Here is a 17,277-nt window from a genome sequence, read left to right on the forward strand (position 1 = left end):
TCGACTACGCTCAGGATGACACTTCGACTTTTGATCAAGTCTCGATTCTAACACCACCATCCTTGGCGTCTTCGATTGTGCTCAGTCGGCTTGGGTGGTAGATTGAGCCTATCGCAAGTAGTGGCAGGTAAGGGGAAGTGTCAGTAGGTGTTTCATTTATTTTGTATATTTTGGCACATTGTAATATGGCTTTTTCTTTGCTTTAATAACAGTCAGTATTTTCAGTAGGGATTGCTGCAAAAATGTGGTTTGGGATGACTGAGGTTGAGAAATAATGTGGTCTTAAGAAGGTCTGTTTTGGGAGTGGTTGAATGAGTAACATGAAGTTTAAAGCAATGGTCGGTTTCTGTTTGATGGGATTGATGGGTGATTTTGCCTTTGCAGCACAACATGAGACCAAGCCTGAACTGGATGAGCTGAGTTGGGATCAGCAGTTTCAGTTACATTTATTAAACAGTGATGATTCTGATTTACAGGCGTTTGGGCTTTTACAATTATCATCCGTTCTTACAGCACCTATGGCTGATGAGCGGGTGGTTAAACAAGTTAAAAAAGCCATCAAATCACTCTCTGAACGAGGCGATTTAAGTTCACAAGCCCTGTTTATTATGACCAATGTTTGTCACAGTCAATTGGAACCTGGCGTTTGTGATCAGTCTTATTTTATAGCCAAACAATTACAAGATTATCCAGATGACATGGCTGTCTATTTATCACCACTGAACCAAGCTTTTCAGCTTGAAATTGAAGGTGAAGTTTTTGACTTGGTTAAGCAAATGGCCGCGACGCCATATCTCAGTAATCACTCTCATTATAGTCAAGCCTATGAAGATGCGTTACACAGTTACTTTAAACAGCATCCATTCTCTGATTCAATGATTGATGAGGCATTGGTGGAACATTTGAATTGGTTTCATCGTGACGATGAAATCAGTGAAGAATTGCTTGAAGGGTTGCGTCAAAACATGCCAGAAAATATATTATTGATAAAAATGATAGTCAGCGAGTTGTCGATGCCAATTTTACCCTACAAGGGCTTGATGGATGCTTGTCGAACCTATGATGAATTAAGCGAGGAATGTTTAACCATAGCCGATAAATTAACTTCTTTATCCAAAGATTACATTGGAATCATCATCGGTTTGGCCATACCTGAGCAGATGTATGAAGCACAGGGGTTGATACAAAAACACCAAGAGGCTTTGTTCAACAAGGAGCAAAAGAAGGCCGAAGTGGCGTGTTTGGGGAAACTGGTCAATGTTTCAGATATTTTTGGTGAAAACCGCAGTGACATGTCAGAACGGTTCAAAGTAACACGGCAAGCGGGTGAGCGAGCTGGAATGATTCACCATGCCAATTTATTGTATCAACGTGCGCTTTTACAAGACGCAGAACAGGCCGAAGCCATGAACCCAGAGCATTGTTTGGTTGAGTGAAAAGTCAATTGAGGTAGCAAGCTTTATCAATCAAATCAAACACCTTTAAAGGTCAGAGCAAGCGTTAATTAAGCATGGTTCATAACATTACTTAGCAAAAACCTTACCACCGATCATCTTATACGCGGGTGTACCTTTGACCAAGGTGTCGCGAGCGAACACCTGTCCACAATCGGGGCAAGTGCAGGGTTCCTTGGTGTAGTCTTTGCTGATGCGTTGTTTGAAGCATTTAAGCAATGAGCCTTTGCCACCTTTGCGGTATTTGAACAGCTGGGCTTTGCATTGGCTGCAATAAACATCAACGGTAGCTGTGGGTCCTTTTTTGTTGGGTTTTGCCATTTGTTTGGATTTTTTCAGTGTGCCTCAGATTAACAGGATGCCAGCTGTTTGGCAATTTCGCTTTGCTGGTTGGGCTATCCAGCCGTGGAAGTGTTCCGTGGGCTTGGGGTACAGTTGTTTGGTGTTTTGGTTTGATTGTTTGTGCTTTGGGTAATTTCAGATTTACCGTGAATTTAGTGGGCGACACCAGTAAGATGTAGGTCTTATTTTAATCGTGGGTTTTTCTATGAAGTTTAAGTATTTATCAGTTGGGTTGGTGTTTTCGGTTTTTTTGCTGGGTTGTCAGGATCAAGTGGCTGATGAGCCGGCTGTGGTTGTCGAACAAACTGAGGTCAAGGTTGAGGCGCCGGTTGAAGCGGCACCGGTCATCACACCCTTACAAGCCAATTTTGCTGCCAGTGCTGCGGTTTTATTTCATGCCAGACCACACTATGCCACTGTTTTGGGGGTAGATGAATCGATAGCGGGTGGACATTACAGTCATCGATTGGATGATTATTCGCCAGCTGCTGAGGCTCAACTCAGATCAAAGTTGCGAGAAATCAATCAGCAATTGGCTTCGATTGAAGTCACCGATGCCACTGATGTAGACAACCAAAAAGTGATGATGAATTTGAATCGTTATTTTTCGGGGAATGAAGCTTTTGATATTGGCTATGTAGACTTGTGGATGGGTTTATCTCCATTTGTGGTCAACCAAATCAATGGTCCATTGATAGATGTACCGAATAACATCGCCACCAATCAGAAAATCAACTCGGTGGCAGATGCAGAGCATTATTTAGAACGCCTGGATGGTTTTGATGCATTCTTACAAAGTGTGATGGCTAAGTTGGATGCCGATACAGCCAAGGGTTGGATTGCGCCAAAGGTGATTTTAGAGAAAACCATGGCTGGGTTGAATGCTTTCATTGCCCCTGAGGTGACACAACATCCTTTGTACACGTCTTTTGAGAAACAGGTCAGTGTGCTTGAAGGGGTTAGCCAAGAAGAAAAAGATAACATGTACAAGCTGGCTGCGGAACACATTGAGAATGGTGTTTATACGGGTTATCGTTTATTGATTGAATCACAAAAACAATTGTTAGACAAAGCCACCACCGAATCAGGTATTTGGGCGCAACCCAATGGCGCGGCTTACTATGCCGATGCGGTGAAAATGTTGGGTGACACCGATTTATCTCCAGAGCAAATTCATCAATTGGGACTGAATGAAGTGGATCGCATTTCGGCAGAGATGGATGCGATTTTGGTGGCCAATGGTCACACCGAAGGCACGGTGGGTGAGCGCATGTTGGTCATCAATGACGACCCGCAGTTTTTGTATGAAGATTCAGCAGAAGGTCGAGCTGAGGTGATTGCTGATTTGAATGGATATATTGATCAAATCAATCAGCGCATGGATGAGTTGTTTGCGACCAAACCGCCTTATGAGGTTGAAGTCAGGTCTTTCCCTAAATCCCGTGAAGCTTCGGCACCTGGTGGTCAATACTCATCACCGTCATTGGATGGTTCACAACCTGGGATTTATTGGATCAATTTACGTGACATCAAGGCTGTGCCTAAATTTGATTTGAAAACCTTGACTTACCATGAAGCCAACCCAGGCCATCATTGGCAAGTCGCGTTGAACTTAGCTCAAGACAGTTTGCCGATGGTGCGTCGCATTGCACCTTACAATGCCTATGTTGAAGGCTGGGCTTTGTATTCGGAGTTGGTGGCCAAAGAAATGGGCATGTACGATGGTGACCCTTATGGTGATTTGGGTCGTTTGAAGGCTGAATTGTTCCGCGCGGTGCGTTTGGTGGTTGACACGGGTTTGCACCATAAAAAATGGAGCAGGGAAGCCGCAATCAAATACATGGCGGAAACCACAGGTACAGTTGACTCTGATGTGGTGGCCGAGATTGAACGATATATGGTTTGGCCAGGTCAGGCTTTGGGATACAAAATGGGCATGATCAAAATTGTTGAATTGCGTCAAACCGCACGTGATGCTTTGGGTGAACATTTCGACATCAAAGCGTTCCATGATTTGGTGTTGTTGGGTGGTGCGGTTCCTATGGCCATTCTGGAAGACAATGTCAATGCATGGATTGAGTCTCAACAAGTGAATTGATTGATTCTGACTTTATAGTGAAAACGCCGGGTATTTGCTGGCGTTTTTTTTGTGTTTTGTTTGTGCGGTTTGCTGACTGAATTATCTTTGGTAGGAAGCTCAGCTTGAATGTTGGCTAGGTTGTTTCGGGCATTTCTATGTGCAGCATGCTGGAGCTGGTTTCGCCATTTTCATTGATGGTTATGGTATACAGGATGTTGTAATTTTGATGGCTCATCGGTGGGTATTTGGTTTCATTGATCAGTCGGTTGACCATATCTGGAATGGTGTTGCTGTGGCCGATGATGAGTACAGTTTGTCCTTTGATTTGGTTCATGAAATTAACCACATCGAATGACATGGGGTAATACATTTCTGGCTTCACTGAGCTGTTTGAAGCGATCAAATTGGCGGTCTGGATGTTGCGTTTGAATTCGGTGGTAAAAACCTGGTCAAAAGAAGTGTGTTGTAGCACTTTTTTCCAATATTTGGCCCTGGCAATCCCAGCTGGTGAGAGCACTGGGTTTTCTGAAGTTTCATCGGCCTTTTCGGTGTGTCTCAATATATAAATTTGGGTCACATTGGATTTTGATTCTTCAATGATTTTGCTGGTTTGATTGGCCGAGGATATGCTCTTGCCGGTTTCTTGCCGGTTTTGTTGGTAGATGAATGCCAAGCTGCCTAACAAGGCAATCAATAACAACCAAACCAAGGTTTTGTGTGTGGACTTGTTGTCCGGTGGTGTTATGTTTGTTGTGTTGTTTGCATCTATCGGTGCTTCAAAGCGATAGCCCACTTTGTGCACAGTCACAATAAGGTCTTCGCTGATACCCGCTTGTTTAAACATTTTCCGCAAGCGTGCTATGGCGGCTGGGATGACTTCAGGTGAGCTGGGTTTGTCGTGCCAAACTTGGTCCATGAAATCATTGCTGTGAACGGTGGTTCCTTCATGTTCGATCAGCATTTGTAGCACCATAACAGCCTTAAGGTCGATGCTCAGTTCGACACCGTTTGAGGTGATGATGTGGTCTGTAAAATCAACTTTAATGTGTTTGATGTTGTAAGTAGGGTTCACAGTGTGGTCACTTTATTGGCTTGGTATTATCTTACTGCTTTGGTCGTCAAAAAATGCAGCAAAAACACCATTTTCTTAAAATATTTTATTCCGCACAGCATTTTAAGGTGATTGATCATCGTAAGTTGATTGAGTCCAATGGATTTGTCCCAAGCGGGTGTTTGAACGGTCAAAAATGCAGGTGTAACTGTTGATCAGCGGTAGGCCACAAAGGGTTTGATCAGGCCATTGGGGTAATTGGTTCATGATCATAAACATCCAATTATTTGGGCCTTTGGCATGGGATTGCCAATATTGTTTCGCGCTGATGGTTAGTGCAACGGGTTCATCTCTGGGCCCGGCAAAGTTTAGGGTCAAATCTGGCCATAAATCGATATCTAGCAAGGCGTTTTGGTAGTCCTTACCCTGTTGGAAAGCTTGCTTGAACGCTTCAATGGTGGAGACAAAGCTTGCGTCGATTTGTTGCAGGCAATTGACCACATATTGATAAAGTTGTTGTTGTAATACCAAAAAGCTACAACCTGAGTCTATGATTGAATTGGAAAAAAAACTGTTAAGGTGTTTTGCATCCAACGGCGGTGCCTTACAAGCTGGGAAACCGTCCACGGCCACACTGATTAAGTGGGTGTTGTAATAGGCGTCATGCAGGACTTTGATGGTTTTTGATTGTTCGGTCGAAATGCCGGTATCACCTATGATGAATTGTCCTTGGTTCAAGGGTTCGGATTCTATTTCGGCCAGACTCATACCTTGATGAGGGATATACTCAACTGATCGCTGAGTGATTAAGGTGAATTGGTTGGGAACCACTTCGTGTTCTTCAAAGTCATCAAACAAGGGAGTGATGTCTTGTTCAGGAAATGGTCGCAGGTATTTTTTGAATGCTTTGATGGCAGTGGCATTTTTTTCAATGGTAAAAGGCCAAGGATAACTAGCTGCCAGGGTGGGTGATTGTTGTTTTAAATATGCACTCACATCGTATGATTTATTGAGGTGATGATAAGCCATTCCCCATATACCATCGGCTTGTTGAAAGCTGTGTTGTTGGGAGGCGCTGACCAAGGCAATGGGCGCATTGTACAATTGAATGGATTGACTGTGGTTGAGTCCTATGTGGGTTTTGATTACTGGACCTGCCCAGCCTCCGGCTCCGTAGACGACGGCTTGGGCCAAGGTGGTGGTACTGAGGTATTGGTCATTAATGGGTTGGTATTTATTTAAGTCGATGGCCAAGGTGCTGCTGCCAGTATCTATCATGACATTCACCTCAACTTGTTCACTGCCGATGTAAAGTTTCGTGGTGTATGCGCCGATACCTAAAGCCAAATTGATGGGTAGGACAATGCGTTTATCAGTCATCATCAACCAGGCGCTGGGTTCTGAACAAGATTTCTTCTTTCATCCTTTGAACGCAAGCATACCCTTCTGCTATGGAGTCTTTGGCTTTGTATAGTTGTAACAAACCGACATCATTCAGACGCGGTTGTAACAAAACGTCAGGCGGCTCACCGGCCAAACGACTGCGGGTCAGATGCGATGACATGATGTTGATGGAATTTGAAATGACATCAAGGCTTTTGGGTTCCTTGACTTTGCTGCCGTCAGAACTGATTAAACTCATGGCTATTTGGAAATTGGCCTTGGCTTTTTCCCAGATTGAATCATCTTCGTTTTCATCTTCATTACTTGCTTCTTCAGAGTTGGTTTCATCTTCTGGTTTTTCATCAACCACTTGGTAACTGTTGATGATGTCGGCATTGAGGTTGACTGCTATCACCACATCGGCCCCCATGGCTTTACACAGTGATACGGGTACTGGATTGACCAAGCCGCCATCGACCAGCCATTTGTTGTCGTGCAATACACTGGGGAAAAGGCCTGGGAATGCCATTGATGACCACAACGCATCGTGTACCGAACCTTTTTGTAACCAAACTTCTTTGCCGGTACTGAGGTCTGTGGCCACGGCACCAAATGGTCGGTCCATGTCTTTAAAATTCAATGATTCCATCCCGATGGTTTGTTCAAACAGTTTTCGCATATTGAGTGCATTAACAAAACCTGCTGCGTTGATATTGATACTGAGGAATCTACGTATGGCACTTTCTGTCATCGACATGGCCCATTCTTCCAGTTGGTCTAAATTTGAAGTGGCATAGCTGGCGCCCACCAAGCTGCCGACTGAACATCCGGCAATCACATCGGGTTCAATGCCCATTTCTTGCAAAGCCCTGATGACACCTATGTGTGACATGCCTCTGGCAGAACCGCTGCCCAATACCAGGCCTATTTTAGCTGAATGCATAATTTAAATAATTTTGACAACAATGTTTAGTTTAACTGAAAAAGCAAAGTATTTTTACTGGATAATTTTAGTTGTTAACACTGGAGTGGTAAAATGAGCCACATGAATAAAACCTTGGAACTCATTGCTCACCAAATCAATGCCACTGATCAAATGATGGTGGCAAGTATTGAAGACTATCGATTTAATTTGGTTGAGTTTAATCATGCAGTGCATATTAAACTGGCTTATTGTTACCTGGTAAAAAATGGACCTAAGACTTCAATCCTCAACATGCAAAATACCTTGAAAGGTTTTTTACATGCCAATGGTGTGGATCGGAATAAATTTCATGTCACCTTGACTCATGCATGGCTAAAAGCAGTGTGGCACTTTATGCAAAATTGTCCTGCGATGAAATCTTCTGATGAATTTATCCAAAACAACCCAGCGCTGCTCAATAAAGATTTGTTGTTGTCGCATTACAGTCATGAATTATTGTTTTCAGACCAAGCCAGAAAAAAATACGTTGATCCAGATTTGAATAGGCTGCCTGAGTAAACTCGGTTGAGAGAATCAGCTTGTGCCTATCAACTTGATATGACTTGGTTCCTGCCTTGTTTTTTAGCGGTGTATAAATTCCTGTCACTTTCTCGGATCCAGTCAATTCGAGTCATCTTGGGTTTTAACCTTGAAAGACCAATGGATACAGAGACCTTGAGTTCAGGGAACATGTTGATTTCTGACACTGCCAGCCTTATTTGTTCTGCCAGTCGTTTGGTTTTTTCCCATGGCAATTCTTCAATAACAACAATGAATTCTTCGCCGCCATATCGAAACACGATGCCGTAATCTTTCACTGTGTTTCTGATCGAATGTCCAATGGTTGTTAATACTTCATCGCCTTGATCATGGCCAAATTGATCATTGATTTTTTTAAAGTGATCAATGTCAATGGTCATTAAGTGGCTGTTGTCTGCCATCTTGTGGTGACTGTCAATGATGTCATTGAGCAAATCATTGAGGGTACTTCGATTATATAAACCGGTCAATGAATCAGTGATGGCAAGTCGGTGGAGGGCGAATTGTTGCTTGTTGATTTGTCGAATACTGACGGCAGTGAAAGCACTGATTAATGAAAGTGTTGCTGAGATTCGCAAAGCCAAGCCGTGGTCAAAAGTATTGAAGGACAAATATGTGCATAAAACAATGGCAACTATATTGATCAACCAGGCTTGCCGCTCAGGCAATAAGTAATAAAAACAAATGATGCCCGGAAAACTCCATAAAACGCCAATGATGCCTTGAGCCGGAATAGAAAAATAACAAAATAACAAGATGACCGGAGAAAGCACAAAAAATGAAATGTTTGAGTAGTATTTTTTCCAAACCAGAACGGTAAATGTATTGAATAAAAAAACGGCTGTGACGATGAAGGAAGCTACGGCTACGTTTAAAGGCCCGTTGATAAAATTATTGATGGCAAATGGTGTGATGAAAACCAAAGCCACATTTCCTAACCACAAAGCGGACTTATTAAGTACACTGAATTCATTTTGTTGGTACTGCAGAATCTTCTTCGCCCTTTTCATAACCCACCGAATTTACACACCTTTAATAGTATAGCTCAATGTTGCAGGCGAATGTAATTATTGCATTTCTTCAATTTTGCAGGGTTAAGGTCAACTGACGATGGTGTGGTCGATCACGATGTTCACAAAGGAAGATGCCTTGCCAGGTTCCTAAAGCCAACTGACCTGCAGTAACAGGAATGGTCAGCTGACAACCCATCAATGAAGATTTTATGTGTGCCGGCATGTCATCATCTCCCTCATAATCATGTTGGTAAGGGAAATCTCGTGGCACCAGGTGTTCTTCAAATCGCTTGAAATCCTCGCGAACGGTTGGGTCGGCATTTTCGTTGATGGTTAAGCTGGCTGATGAATGTTTAATAAACACATGTAACAGACCCGCCTCAACGCCATGAAGCGATGCGCCAACGGCGGCTGCAACTTGATCAGTGATCAGGTAATAACCACGGCCGGGTGTTTTGATGGTCAGGTTAAATTGCTTCATAGGTATTTTAAGGGGGCGTATGTTCTAAAGCATCCATTATAAGCTTTTGTAAACAGTTTGAAATGGTGCTTGCTAAATAGTTGAAGTCGAAAGATTAATTTTGATTAATCCACGTTTGTTCAATTTATTTCGTTTCATGCAGCTGTTTTATTGGTGCAAAAACAACTGGCTTTTATTGATTTATTCTTCAAAAAATGCTTATATAGCTCGGTAATTTATTACCCAATATATTTAACAGAAAAGACGGAGACCCACAGATGAATAGAATACTGATCCTTGGTTTGGTACTTACTTGCTTTGTAAGTGTGGCCAAATCAAATGAAAATAAATACAACTATGTCGTAAAGTTTCATGAAGACGGCTTGTTAACTTACCAAGGTGGTGTTAACAAATTGGCAGCCACAGCGCCTAAGAAACAAGGCAGCTCTGCAAAGTTTTTAGCCAAGTCGGCTGAAGCATTGGCCTACAGTGCTTACTTAAAAGATGTCAAAACAGAAAGAATGAATGAGATTTCACAAGTCCTCAGTCGCGAAGCCAAATCCATGTACCATTACAAAGCGGTCTATCATGGTGTGATGATGGAATTGACTGCTACAGAGGCACAACAATTACGCAGTTTAAATAACATCAAAAGTGTAGAGCAAGAGCCGGTTCATTTCTTAGACACTGAAAGGGGTCCTCGCTGGATCAATGCCGATCAAGTTTGGGACGGAACGGCTGTACCCATAACATCCTTGCCTAACAAAGGTGAAGGCATGATTGTTGGTATCATCGATACCGGGATTAATTCAGGCCATCCTTCATTTGCTGGTACTGGACCAGTCGACGGCTATGTTCATACCAATCCATACGGTGCTGGCAACTATGTCGGTCATTGTATCGGTGGTGACAACGATGGCAACCCACCACCATTTGCAGAGATTCCATGTAACAATAAATTAATTGGTGCCTGGGGTTTTGAGAATGATGGTACGGCGCCAGAAGATGGTGGTGGACATGGTTCACATACAGCCAGTACGGTGGCTGGAAATGTTTGGGATGGACCGTTTTATGATTCAGCGGCTGGATCAACCATTGCATTGGATCAAATTTCAGGGGTGGCACCACATGCCAACATCATTGCTTATGATGTTTGTGGTGAGACAAGCTGTGCTACTGTATCTGCTGGTGTTGACCGTGCGATACAAGATGGTGTGGATGTAATCAACTTTTCAATATCTGGCGGAACCAATCCATGGAATGACACCGATCGCATGTTCCTTGATGCGGTTAATGCAGGTATTTTCGTTGCAGCCAGTGCGGGTAACACCCGTGCCACCAACACCAACCCAATTGCTGATGTTTCTCACAAAGGACCTTGGGTGATGACGGTTGCTGCCAGTACCCATGATCGTGATGGTACGCGTCTGATTGGTGATTTTACAGGAGGCGATACTTCTATTACGCAAAATAACTTGCTTGGCCAAAGTAACACTGGTGGCTATGGTCCTGCTCCGATTGTTTATGCCGGTGACTACTCCAATGGTGATCCTGATCCAGAACAGTGTTTGAACCCATTTCCTGCTGGTACGTGGACCAATGGTGAAATCGTGGTTTGTGACCGTGGTGCCATTGCTCGCGTATTGAAAGGAGCCAATGTGGCGGAAGGCGGTGCGGCGGGTTTTGTTTTAGCCAATGTCGACCCAGATCCAGCTGCCAATACTTTGGCTGCCGATTTTCATGTGATTCCTGGAATACATGTCAAAGTCATCAGCGGTAATATTCTGAAAAACTGGATCAGTACTGGTTCAGGACATATGGCGAGAATTAAAAATAACACCGGTGGTGGCAACCCAGCTGTGGGTGATATCCTTGCTGGCTTCAGTTTGCGCGGACCTAACTTGACATTTGATGTCAATAAACCAAGCATCACAGCACCGGGTGTAACGGTTGCTGCGGCAGTCAATGCAGATGTTGGTACCCCGAATGGTGCTGCTGAAATTGGTTTCTTAAGTGGAACGTCAATGTCTAGCCCGCATACAGCCGGTGCTGCAGCATTGATGCGTGCAGTTCATCCTGATTGGACTGTTTCTGAAATCAAATCTGCCATGCAAATGACGGCTGATTTGACTGGTCGCAAAGAAGACAATGCAACGCCTGTAGATACCGACGATGTGGGTACCGGCCGCGTGGATTTGGCCAATGCGCCGAATGCTGGCTTTGTGATGGATGAAACCTTTGCAAATTATTTGGCAGCAGATCCAGGTAATGGTGGCGATCCTAAAACATTGAATTTGCCCAGCGCAAGAAATTCATTTTGTGGCACATCATGTTCTTGGACACGGACTTTAACCCCTAAATTGGCAGCTGACGCTTCATGGACTGTTACCACGTCCACTGATGATCCTGCATGGAATTTAACCGTGACTCCTGATTCATTTGACTCAGTCAATGTCGATCAAATCTTTGTTGATGGCTTAGAAGGTGTTACATTTGTTCCAGCATCTGATCAAACCATCACCATCACGGCGGCTGGTACCATTCCATTGACCACCGATGGCATGTCATTTGGTACAGTGACCATCAGTGATGACAGTGGTAACTCACCTGATTTGGTGATTACGGTTGCAGTCAATCAAGCACTGCCTTATGGCGGCGTTCCACCACTTGACTGATCAACGGTAAATTGTTGAAATAAAAAAGCCCAAATTAATTTTGGGCTTTTTTTTGTGCTGGTTTTGCTGTGTTCAATGGCAATAACGGTTAAAATCTACAGATAATTATAAAGAATCAACCACAGGCAAGGATATAGACATGAATTCTCAATTTCGTAAACCATTAGCAAACTCAAAGTTAGATTATTTCGATACCCGTCAAGCTGTTGAGGCCATACAGGCTGGCGCCTATGACAAACTGCCGTACACTTCTAAGGTTTTGGCTGAAAACCTGGTACGTCGCTGTCCTCCTGAAGATTTAACGGCAGCCTTACAACAAATCATCGAGCGCAGAAGTGATATGGATTTTCCTTGGTACCCAGCACGGGTGGTGTGTCATGATATTTTGGGCCAGACGGCTTTTGTTGATTTGGCCGGTTTGCGAGATGCCATTGCTGAAAAGGGTGGTGATCCGGCACAAATCAATCCGGTGGTACCCACTCAGTTGATTGTTGATCATTCTTTGTCGGTAGAGCATGCCGGATTTGATAAAGAAGCCTTTGCCAAAAATCGAGCCATTGAAGACCGACGCAATGCCGATCGGTTCAGGTTTATTAATTGGTGTAAAACGGCTTTTAAAAACGTCAATGTGGTGCCTCCAGGTAACGGCATCATGCACCAAATTAACTTAGAGCGCATGTCGCCAGTGATAGAAGCACGAGATGGTGTGGCATTTCCTGACACCTTAGTCGGAACAGACAGCCACACGCCGATGGTTGATGCATTGGGCGTGATAGCGCTGGGTGTGGGTGGCCTGGAAGCAGAAAGTGTGATGCTAGGTCGTGCTTCATACATGCGCCTGCCAGACATCATTGGGGTTGAAATGACAGGGGTTCCACAAGCGGGTATAACCAGTACCGACATCGTGCTGGCCATCACAGAATTTTTACGCAATGAAAAAGTGGTTTCCAGTTACTTGGAATTTTTTGGTGAAGGTGCCGAAGCCCTGACTTTGGGTGATCGTGCCACCATTTCCAACATGACGCCTGAATTTGGTGCTTCTGCAGCCATGTTTTATATTGATCAACAAACCATCGACTACTTGACTTTGACTGGTCGCGATGCAGAACAGGTGAAATTGGTTGAAAACTATGCGAAACAAACTGGTTTGTGGGCCGATCAAATGACCGGTGCTGAATATGAACGGGTGCTCAAATTTGATTTATCTGCAGTTGGTAGAAACATTGCCGGTCCATCCAATCCACATGCCCGAGTATCTGTCAGTGACTTGGCCAGCAAAGGCATCTCAGGTGACTACAGTGCTGAGGGTGATTTGATGCCTGATGGCGCTTGTATCATTGCTGCCATCACCAGTTGTACCAATACATCTAATCCTAAGAACATGGTTGCTGCAGGATTGATTGCCCGCAATGCCAATAAACTCGGTTTGCAGCGTAAGCCTTGGGTTAAAACATCCTTGGCACCAGGCTCGAAAGCCGTGACCTTGTATTTAGAAGAATCCAAACTATTGCCTGAATTAGAGCAATTGGGTTTTGGGGTGGTGGGCTATGCCTGTACTTCTTGTAATGGGATGAGTGGCGCTTTGGATCCCAAGATTAAACAGGAAATCCTTGATCGTGATTTGTATGCCACTGCGGTGTTATCGGGCAACCGTAATTTTGATGGGCGTATTCACCCACATGCCAGTGAAGCCTTTTTGGCCTCGCCGCCCTTGGTGGTCGCTTATGCCATCGCCGGATCCATTCGATTTGACATTGAAAAGGACGTCTTAGGCATCGACCAAGCCGGCAATGAAATCAGGTTGAAAGACATTTGGCCGTCAGATGAAGAAGTCAATGCGATCATCGCTGCCAGTGTTAAACCAGAGCACTTTACCCAAGTCTATAATCCGATGTTTGACATCAAAGCCGCTTTGGCGGCGAAAACCAATCCATTGTATGACTGGGATGTGAAGTCAACCTACATACAGCGTCCGCCTTATTGGGAAGGTGCCTTGGCGGGTAAGCGCACCATGCAAGGTATGCGCCCATTGGCGGTTTTGGGTGACAACATCACCACTGATCATTTGTCGCCTTCAAACGCCATTCAATTGTCCAGTGCAGCCGGTGCTTATTTAGCTAAGATGGGGGTACCTGAAGAAGATTTTAATTCTTATGCCACTCACCGCGGAGATCATTTGACGGCCCAAAGGGCCACTTTTGCCAACCCTAAATTACTCAATGAAATGGTGCGCAATGAAGATGGCAGCATCAAACAGGGGTCGTTGGCACGACTGGAACCTGAAGGCACTGAAATGCGTATGTGGGAAACCATTGAAACTTACATGCAACGCAAGCAACCGCTGATTATTGTCGCTGGAGCCGATTATGGTCAAGGTTCATCGCGAGACTGGGCAGCCAAAGGCGTACGCTTAGCTGGTGTTGAGGTGATTGTGGCAGAAGGTTTTGAACGCATACATCGCACCAACTTAATTGGCATGGGTGTATTACCATTGGAGTTCGTCAACGGTGAAACTCGAAAAACTTATGCCATTGATGGAACCGAAACTTATGCTGTGCAAGGTGACATCACGCCAGGTGCCGACATGCAAGTGGTGATGACCCGCAAAAATGGAGAGCAAGTGACCATTCCAGTGAAAAGTCGTTTGGATACTGCTGAAGAAGTGTCGGTATATGATGCCGGTGGTGTGTTACAGCGATTTGCCAATGATTTTTTGAGTGCCAACAGTTAAAAGTGATTTGAATGTAAGTTGAGTTTAGAAAACTGTACTCATAATCAATTGACTGGATTCATACCATACAAACAAATTAAAGAGGATTGATAATGAATTTTATAAAAGTTAGTTTGGTGGTATCAATGTGGATGTTGAGCTTTGTTGGCCTAGCTTTTGATGATCAAAGGTTGATTGTTGATGTGAAGTGGACTGATGAAGCTCAACTGATTAAATTGGCCGATCAATTTGATCACTTTAAGCTGGATAAGAAGCATCAAACCATGGGGTTGGAAATTGATGGGCTTGAATTACAATGGCTCAAAGATCAAAATTTTCAAGTGACCATTGATGCTGATCGTACGGAGCAATTACAACAAAATTTAAATAAAAACAGTCAGGCCCAATCAAAAAACACAGCAGGAGCAGGGATCCCAGGGTTCGAATGTTACCGTACGGTTGAAGAAACCTTTGCGACTGCCATGGCGCTGGAGGCAGCGTATCCCAATTTAGTCAGCTGGACAGATGAAGGTGATTCTTGGGAGAAAACCCAGAACCAACAGTCTGGTTATGATTTGAATGTGTTGGTTATTACCAATGAAGCCATGACCGATGACAAACCACCTTTATTCATCACCAGTGGTGTGCATGCCAGAGAATATGCCAATGCTGAATTAATCACTCGATTCGCTGAATATTTGGTGCATGCTTATGGCAATAATCCGGATGCCACATGGATAATTGATCATCATGAAATCCATTTGTTGTTGCAAGCCAATCCAGATGGGCGTAAGAAAGCCGAAACTGGTTTGTCATGGCGTAAAAATACCAACAATGCTTTTTGCCCCAACAGCAATACTCGTGGGATTGATTTGAATCGAAATTTTGATTTTTTCTGGGGCTGTTGTGGGGGTTCAAACACTGACCCTTGTAGCTTATCATTTCGAGGCCCTTCAGCGGCATCAGAACCTGAAGCTGCTGCCATACAATCTTATATGAATTTGCTTTTCACTGATTTTCGGGATGATGATTTGATTTCATTGGCGCCTGATCATACTGCAGGCATTTATTTAGACATACATAGTTATGGTGAAGTGATACTTTCATCTTGGGGTTTTTCAACGGATGCACCACCGAATGGTGATGGCATTTTGTCACTGGCCAGGAAATTTGCTTTTTTTAATAATTATGCGCCTCAGTTGGGCAGCTTGGGCACTGTCGATGGGGCAACCAAAGATTATGCATATGGTCGCTTTGGCGTTCCAGGTTATACTTTTGAATTGGGCACTTCATTTTTTGAAGACTGTGGTACTTTTGAAAATTCTATGGTGGAGCCCAACATCAATGCCCTAATTTATGCTGCCAAAGCCTCTCGTCAACCATACACCATTTCACAGGGTCCTGACGTGACCAGTTTGCAACCTTTTGCTACACCTTACAGCACAGGGGATATTGTGAACTTTTCATTGGTGGCAGACGACCAAAGGTATGTTAACGGAAACGGTACAGAACCCACGCAAAACATCAGCCAAGCGCATTATTCAATCAATACACCGCCATGGGATTTGGCAGCAACAACCATCGACTTACTTCCCTCGGATGGGGTTTTAGACAGCCCTCAAGAATCATTTGATGTGTCAATCGATACCTCGGGTATGTCGATTGGTCAACACCTTTTATACTTCAGAGCCAAAGATGCCAATGACAACTGGGGGGCAGTCAGTGCTTTGTTTTTGGACCTCGTTGATCCACAAACATCACCGCATATCCAAGGGGTGGTCCGTGACATCAACACCCTGGCACCCATTGTATCAGCTCAAGTATCCATCAATTCCTATCAAGTACAAACCGATGTCCAAGGCGCTTATGATCTACAAGTGCCTGCGGGGCAGTATGCACTGCAAGTGTCTGCCGCAGGATACTTGTCAACAGCCACTTTCATGGTGGATGTAACACCTGCTCAAACCAGTCAAAATGATTTCAACCTGGTCCCTCTGGTTGAAATATATGCAGATGATGGTGAAAATGGTGACAATGGATGGACAGCACCCAATGGATGGGTGCTTGCAGAAGAGTTGGCTTTCAGCCCATCTCATGCCTGGAGTGACAGCGTGGGTGGTAATTATCCTGACAATGCTGACAATGCACTGACTTCACCAACCATCGATCTGACGGGAATCAACGATGCCACTTTAAATTTCAGACATCGGTACCAGTTTGAAAGCACCTATGATTTTGGCCATGTGGAAATTTCTGCCGATGATGGGGCGAGCTGGTCAGAGTTGCAGGCATTTACAGGCAACAGCCCAACTGGAGAGTGGCCAATGGCAACCTATTCATTGTCTGCTTTGAATGATTCGCCAACAGCCAGAATCAGGTTTCGCGTTACCAGTGATTCAAGCGTCACCAGAGACGGGTGGTATATTGATGATGTCAGTGTGATTGTGCCATTTGTGGCCTCAGTGGATTTGATTTTTATTGATGGTTTTGATTGATTCAATTCTGCTTGAATCCCAAACAGGCAATCGGCATGGCTCGTTTTGGCTTTCTATGGTTTCGGGTCAAAATTGATCGGGCTCACCACCTGAAAAATACTTCGATTAAA

General features: G+C 44.2%; 12 protein-coding genes. 6 read left to right on the top strand and 6 right to left on the bottom strand.

Annotated features, from left to right (window positions below; all coding sequences use genetic code 11):
* Positions 1-320 precede the first annotated feature (320 nt).
* The gene (locus tag CCS90_RS13410) at positions 321-1,436 is read left to right on the top strand and encodes a hypothetical protein (RefSeq protein ID WP_143751566.1); all 1,116 of its coding nucleotides are present in this window, start codon (positions 321-323) and stop codon (positions 1,434-1,436) included.
* An 87-nt stretch (positions 1,437-1,523) separates the two neighbouring features.
* Here CCS90_RS13410 and CCS90_RS13415 read toward each other — a convergent pair whose 3' ends face one another.
* A complete protein-coding gene (locus CCS90_RS13415) occupies positions 1,524-1,775 on the bottom strand; it encodes a hypothetical protein (protein WP_099020090.1) in 252 nt (83 codons plus the stop codon).
* Positions 1,776-2,001: 226 nt separating this feature from the next.
* Here CCS90_RS13415 and CCS90_RS13425 point away from each other — a divergent pair, with 226 nt between their 5' ends.
* The gene (locus CCS90_RS13425) at positions 2,002-3,894 is read left to right on the top strand and encodes a DUF885 domain-containing protein (protein ID WP_099020092.1); all 1,893 of its coding nucleotides are present in this window, start codon (positions 2,002-2,004) and stop codon (positions 3,892-3,894) included.
* Positions 3,895-4,009: 115 nt separating this feature from the next.
* On the opposite strand, the gene CCS90_RS13430 is transcribed toward CCS90_RS13425, so the two are convergent.
* From CCS90_RS13430 to CCS90_RS13440, 3 genes are all read right to left on the bottom strand, one after another.
* A complete protein-coding gene (locus tag CCS90_RS13430; protein WP_099020093.1) occupies positions 4,010-4,948 on the bottom strand; it encodes a winged helix-turn-helix domain-containing protein in 939 nt (312 codons plus the stop codon).
* A 102-nt stretch (positions 4,949-5,050) separates the two neighbouring features.
* Entirely contained in the window at positions 5,051-6,307 is a 1,257-nt protein-coding gene (locus CCS90_RS13435) for a pepsin-like aspartyl protease (RefSeq protein WP_162846927.1), read from the bottom strand.
* Positions 6,300-7,253 (bottom strand): patatin-like phospholipase family protein, encoded by a 954-nt coding sequence (locus CCS90_RS13440; protein WP_099020095.1) that lies wholly within the window; start codon positions 7,251-7,253, stop codon positions 6,300-6,302. Before CCS90_RS13440 ends, CCS90_RS13435 begins: the two co-directional genes overlap by 8 nt.
* A gap of 93 nt (positions 7,254-7,346) precedes the next feature.
* Between CCS90_RS13440 and CCS90_RS13445 the strand changes: the two genes are divergently transcribed.
* Positions 7,347-7,793 carry a hypothetical protein gene (locus tag CCS90_RS13445; protein ID WP_099020096.1) on the top strand — a complete coding sequence of 149 codons (447 nt, stop codon included), beginning with the start codon at positions 7,347-7,349 and terminating at the stop codon, positions 7,791-7,793.
* 29 nt (positions 7,794-7,822) lie between these two features.
* On the opposite strand, the gene CCS90_RS13450 is transcribed toward CCS90_RS13445, so the two are convergent.
* Both CCS90_RS13450 and CCS90_RS13455 read right to left on the bottom strand, forming a co-directional pair.
* Positions 7,823-8,824 carry a GGDEF domain-containing protein gene (locus CCS90_RS13450; protein ID WP_099020097.1) on the bottom strand — a complete coding sequence of 334 codons (1,002 nt, stop codon included), beginning with the start codon at positions 8,822-8,824 and terminating at the stop codon, positions 7,823-7,825.
* A 70-nt stretch (positions 8,825-8,894) separates the two neighbouring features.
* Complete coding sequence (locus CCS90_RS13455) at positions 8,895-9,308, bottom strand: secondary thiamine-phosphate synthase enzyme YjbQ (RefSeq protein ID WP_099020098.1); 414 nt, start codon at positions 9,306-9,308, stop codon at positions 8,895-8,897.
* Positions 9,309-9,565: 257 nt separating this feature from the next.
* Here CCS90_RS13455 and CCS90_RS13460 point away from each other — a divergent pair, with 257 nt between their 5' ends.
* The 3 genes from CCS90_RS13460 (at position 9,566) to CCS90_RS13470 (ending at position 17,167) form a co-directional block, all read left to right on the top strand.
* Complete coding sequence (locus CCS90_RS13460; protein ID WP_099020099.1) at positions 9,566-11,962, top strand: S8 family serine peptidase; 2,397 nt, start codon at positions 9,566-9,568, stop codon at positions 11,960-11,962.
* Between the two features lie 139 nt (positions 11,963-12,101).
* Positions 12,102-14,693, top strand: a complete 2,592-nt coding sequence (acnD, locus tag CCS90_RS13465) for a Fe/S-dependent 2-methylisocitrate dehydratase AcnD (RefSeq protein ID WP_099020100.1) — start codon at positions 12,102-12,104, stop codon at positions 14,691-14,693.
* 92 nt (positions 14,694-14,785) lie between these two features.
* On the top strand, positions 14,786-17,167 hold the full coding sequence (locus tag CCS90_RS13470; protein ID WP_099020101.1) for a M14 family zinc carboxypeptidase: 2,382 nt from the start codon (positions 14,786-14,788) through the stop codon (positions 17,165-17,167).
* Positions 17,168-17,277: the final 110 nt, after the last annotated feature.

It is taken from the genome of Marinicella litoralis (assembly GCF_002591915.1).
Classification (GTDB): domain Bacteria; phylum Pseudomonadota; class Gammaproteobacteria; order Xanthomonadales; family Marinicellaceae; genus Marinicella; species Marinicella litoralis.

What these genes read in the sequence shown, in the direction of transcription:
- CCS90_RS13450 (WP_099020097.1), bottom strand. Translation starts at nt 8,824, where the DNA reads ATGAAAAGGGCGAAGAAGATTCTGCAGTACCAACAAAATGAATTCAGT.
- CCS90_RS13425 (WP_099020092.1), top strand. Translation starts at nt 2,002, where the DNA reads ATGAAGTTTAAGTATTTATCAGTTGGGTTGGTGTTTTCGGTTTTTTTG.
- acnD (WP_099020100.1), top strand. Translation starts at nt 12,102, where the DNA reads ATGAATTCTCAATTTCGTAAACCATTAGCAAACTCAAAGTTAGATTAT.
- CCS90_RS13470 (WP_099020101.1), top strand. Translation starts at nt 14,786, where the DNA reads ATGAATTTTATAAAAGTTAGTTTGGTGGTATCAATGTGGATGTTGAGC.
- CCS90_RS13445 (WP_099020096.1), top strand. Translation starts at nt 7,347, where the DNA reads ATGAGCCACATGAATAAAACCTTGGAACTCATTGCTCACCAAATCAAT.
- CCS90_RS13455 (WP_099020098.1), bottom strand. Translation starts at nt 9,308, where the DNA reads ATGAAGCAATTTAACCTGACCATCAAAACACCCGGCCGTGGTTATTAC.
- CCS90_RS13410 (WP_143751566.1), top strand. Translation starts at nt 321, where the DNA reads ATGAAGTTTAAAGCAATGGTCGGTTTCTGTTTGATGGGATTGATGGGT.
- CCS90_RS13440 (WP_099020095.1), bottom strand. Translation starts at nt 7,253, where the DNA reads ATGCATTCAGCTAAAATAGGCCTGGTATTGGGCAGCGGTTCTGCCAGA.
- CCS90_RS13435 (WP_162846927.1), bottom strand. Translation starts at nt 6,307, where the DNA reads ATGACTGATAAACGCATTGTCCTACCCATCAATTTGGCTTTAGGTATC.
- CCS90_RS13460 (WP_099020099.1), top strand. Translation starts at nt 9,566, where the DNA reads ATGAATAGAATACTGATCCTTGGTTTGGTACTTACTTGCTTTGTAAGT.
- CCS90_RS13415 (WP_099020090.1), bottom strand. Translation starts at nt 1,775, where the DNA reads ATGGCAAAACCCAACAAAAAAGGACCCACAGCTACCGTTGATGTTTAT.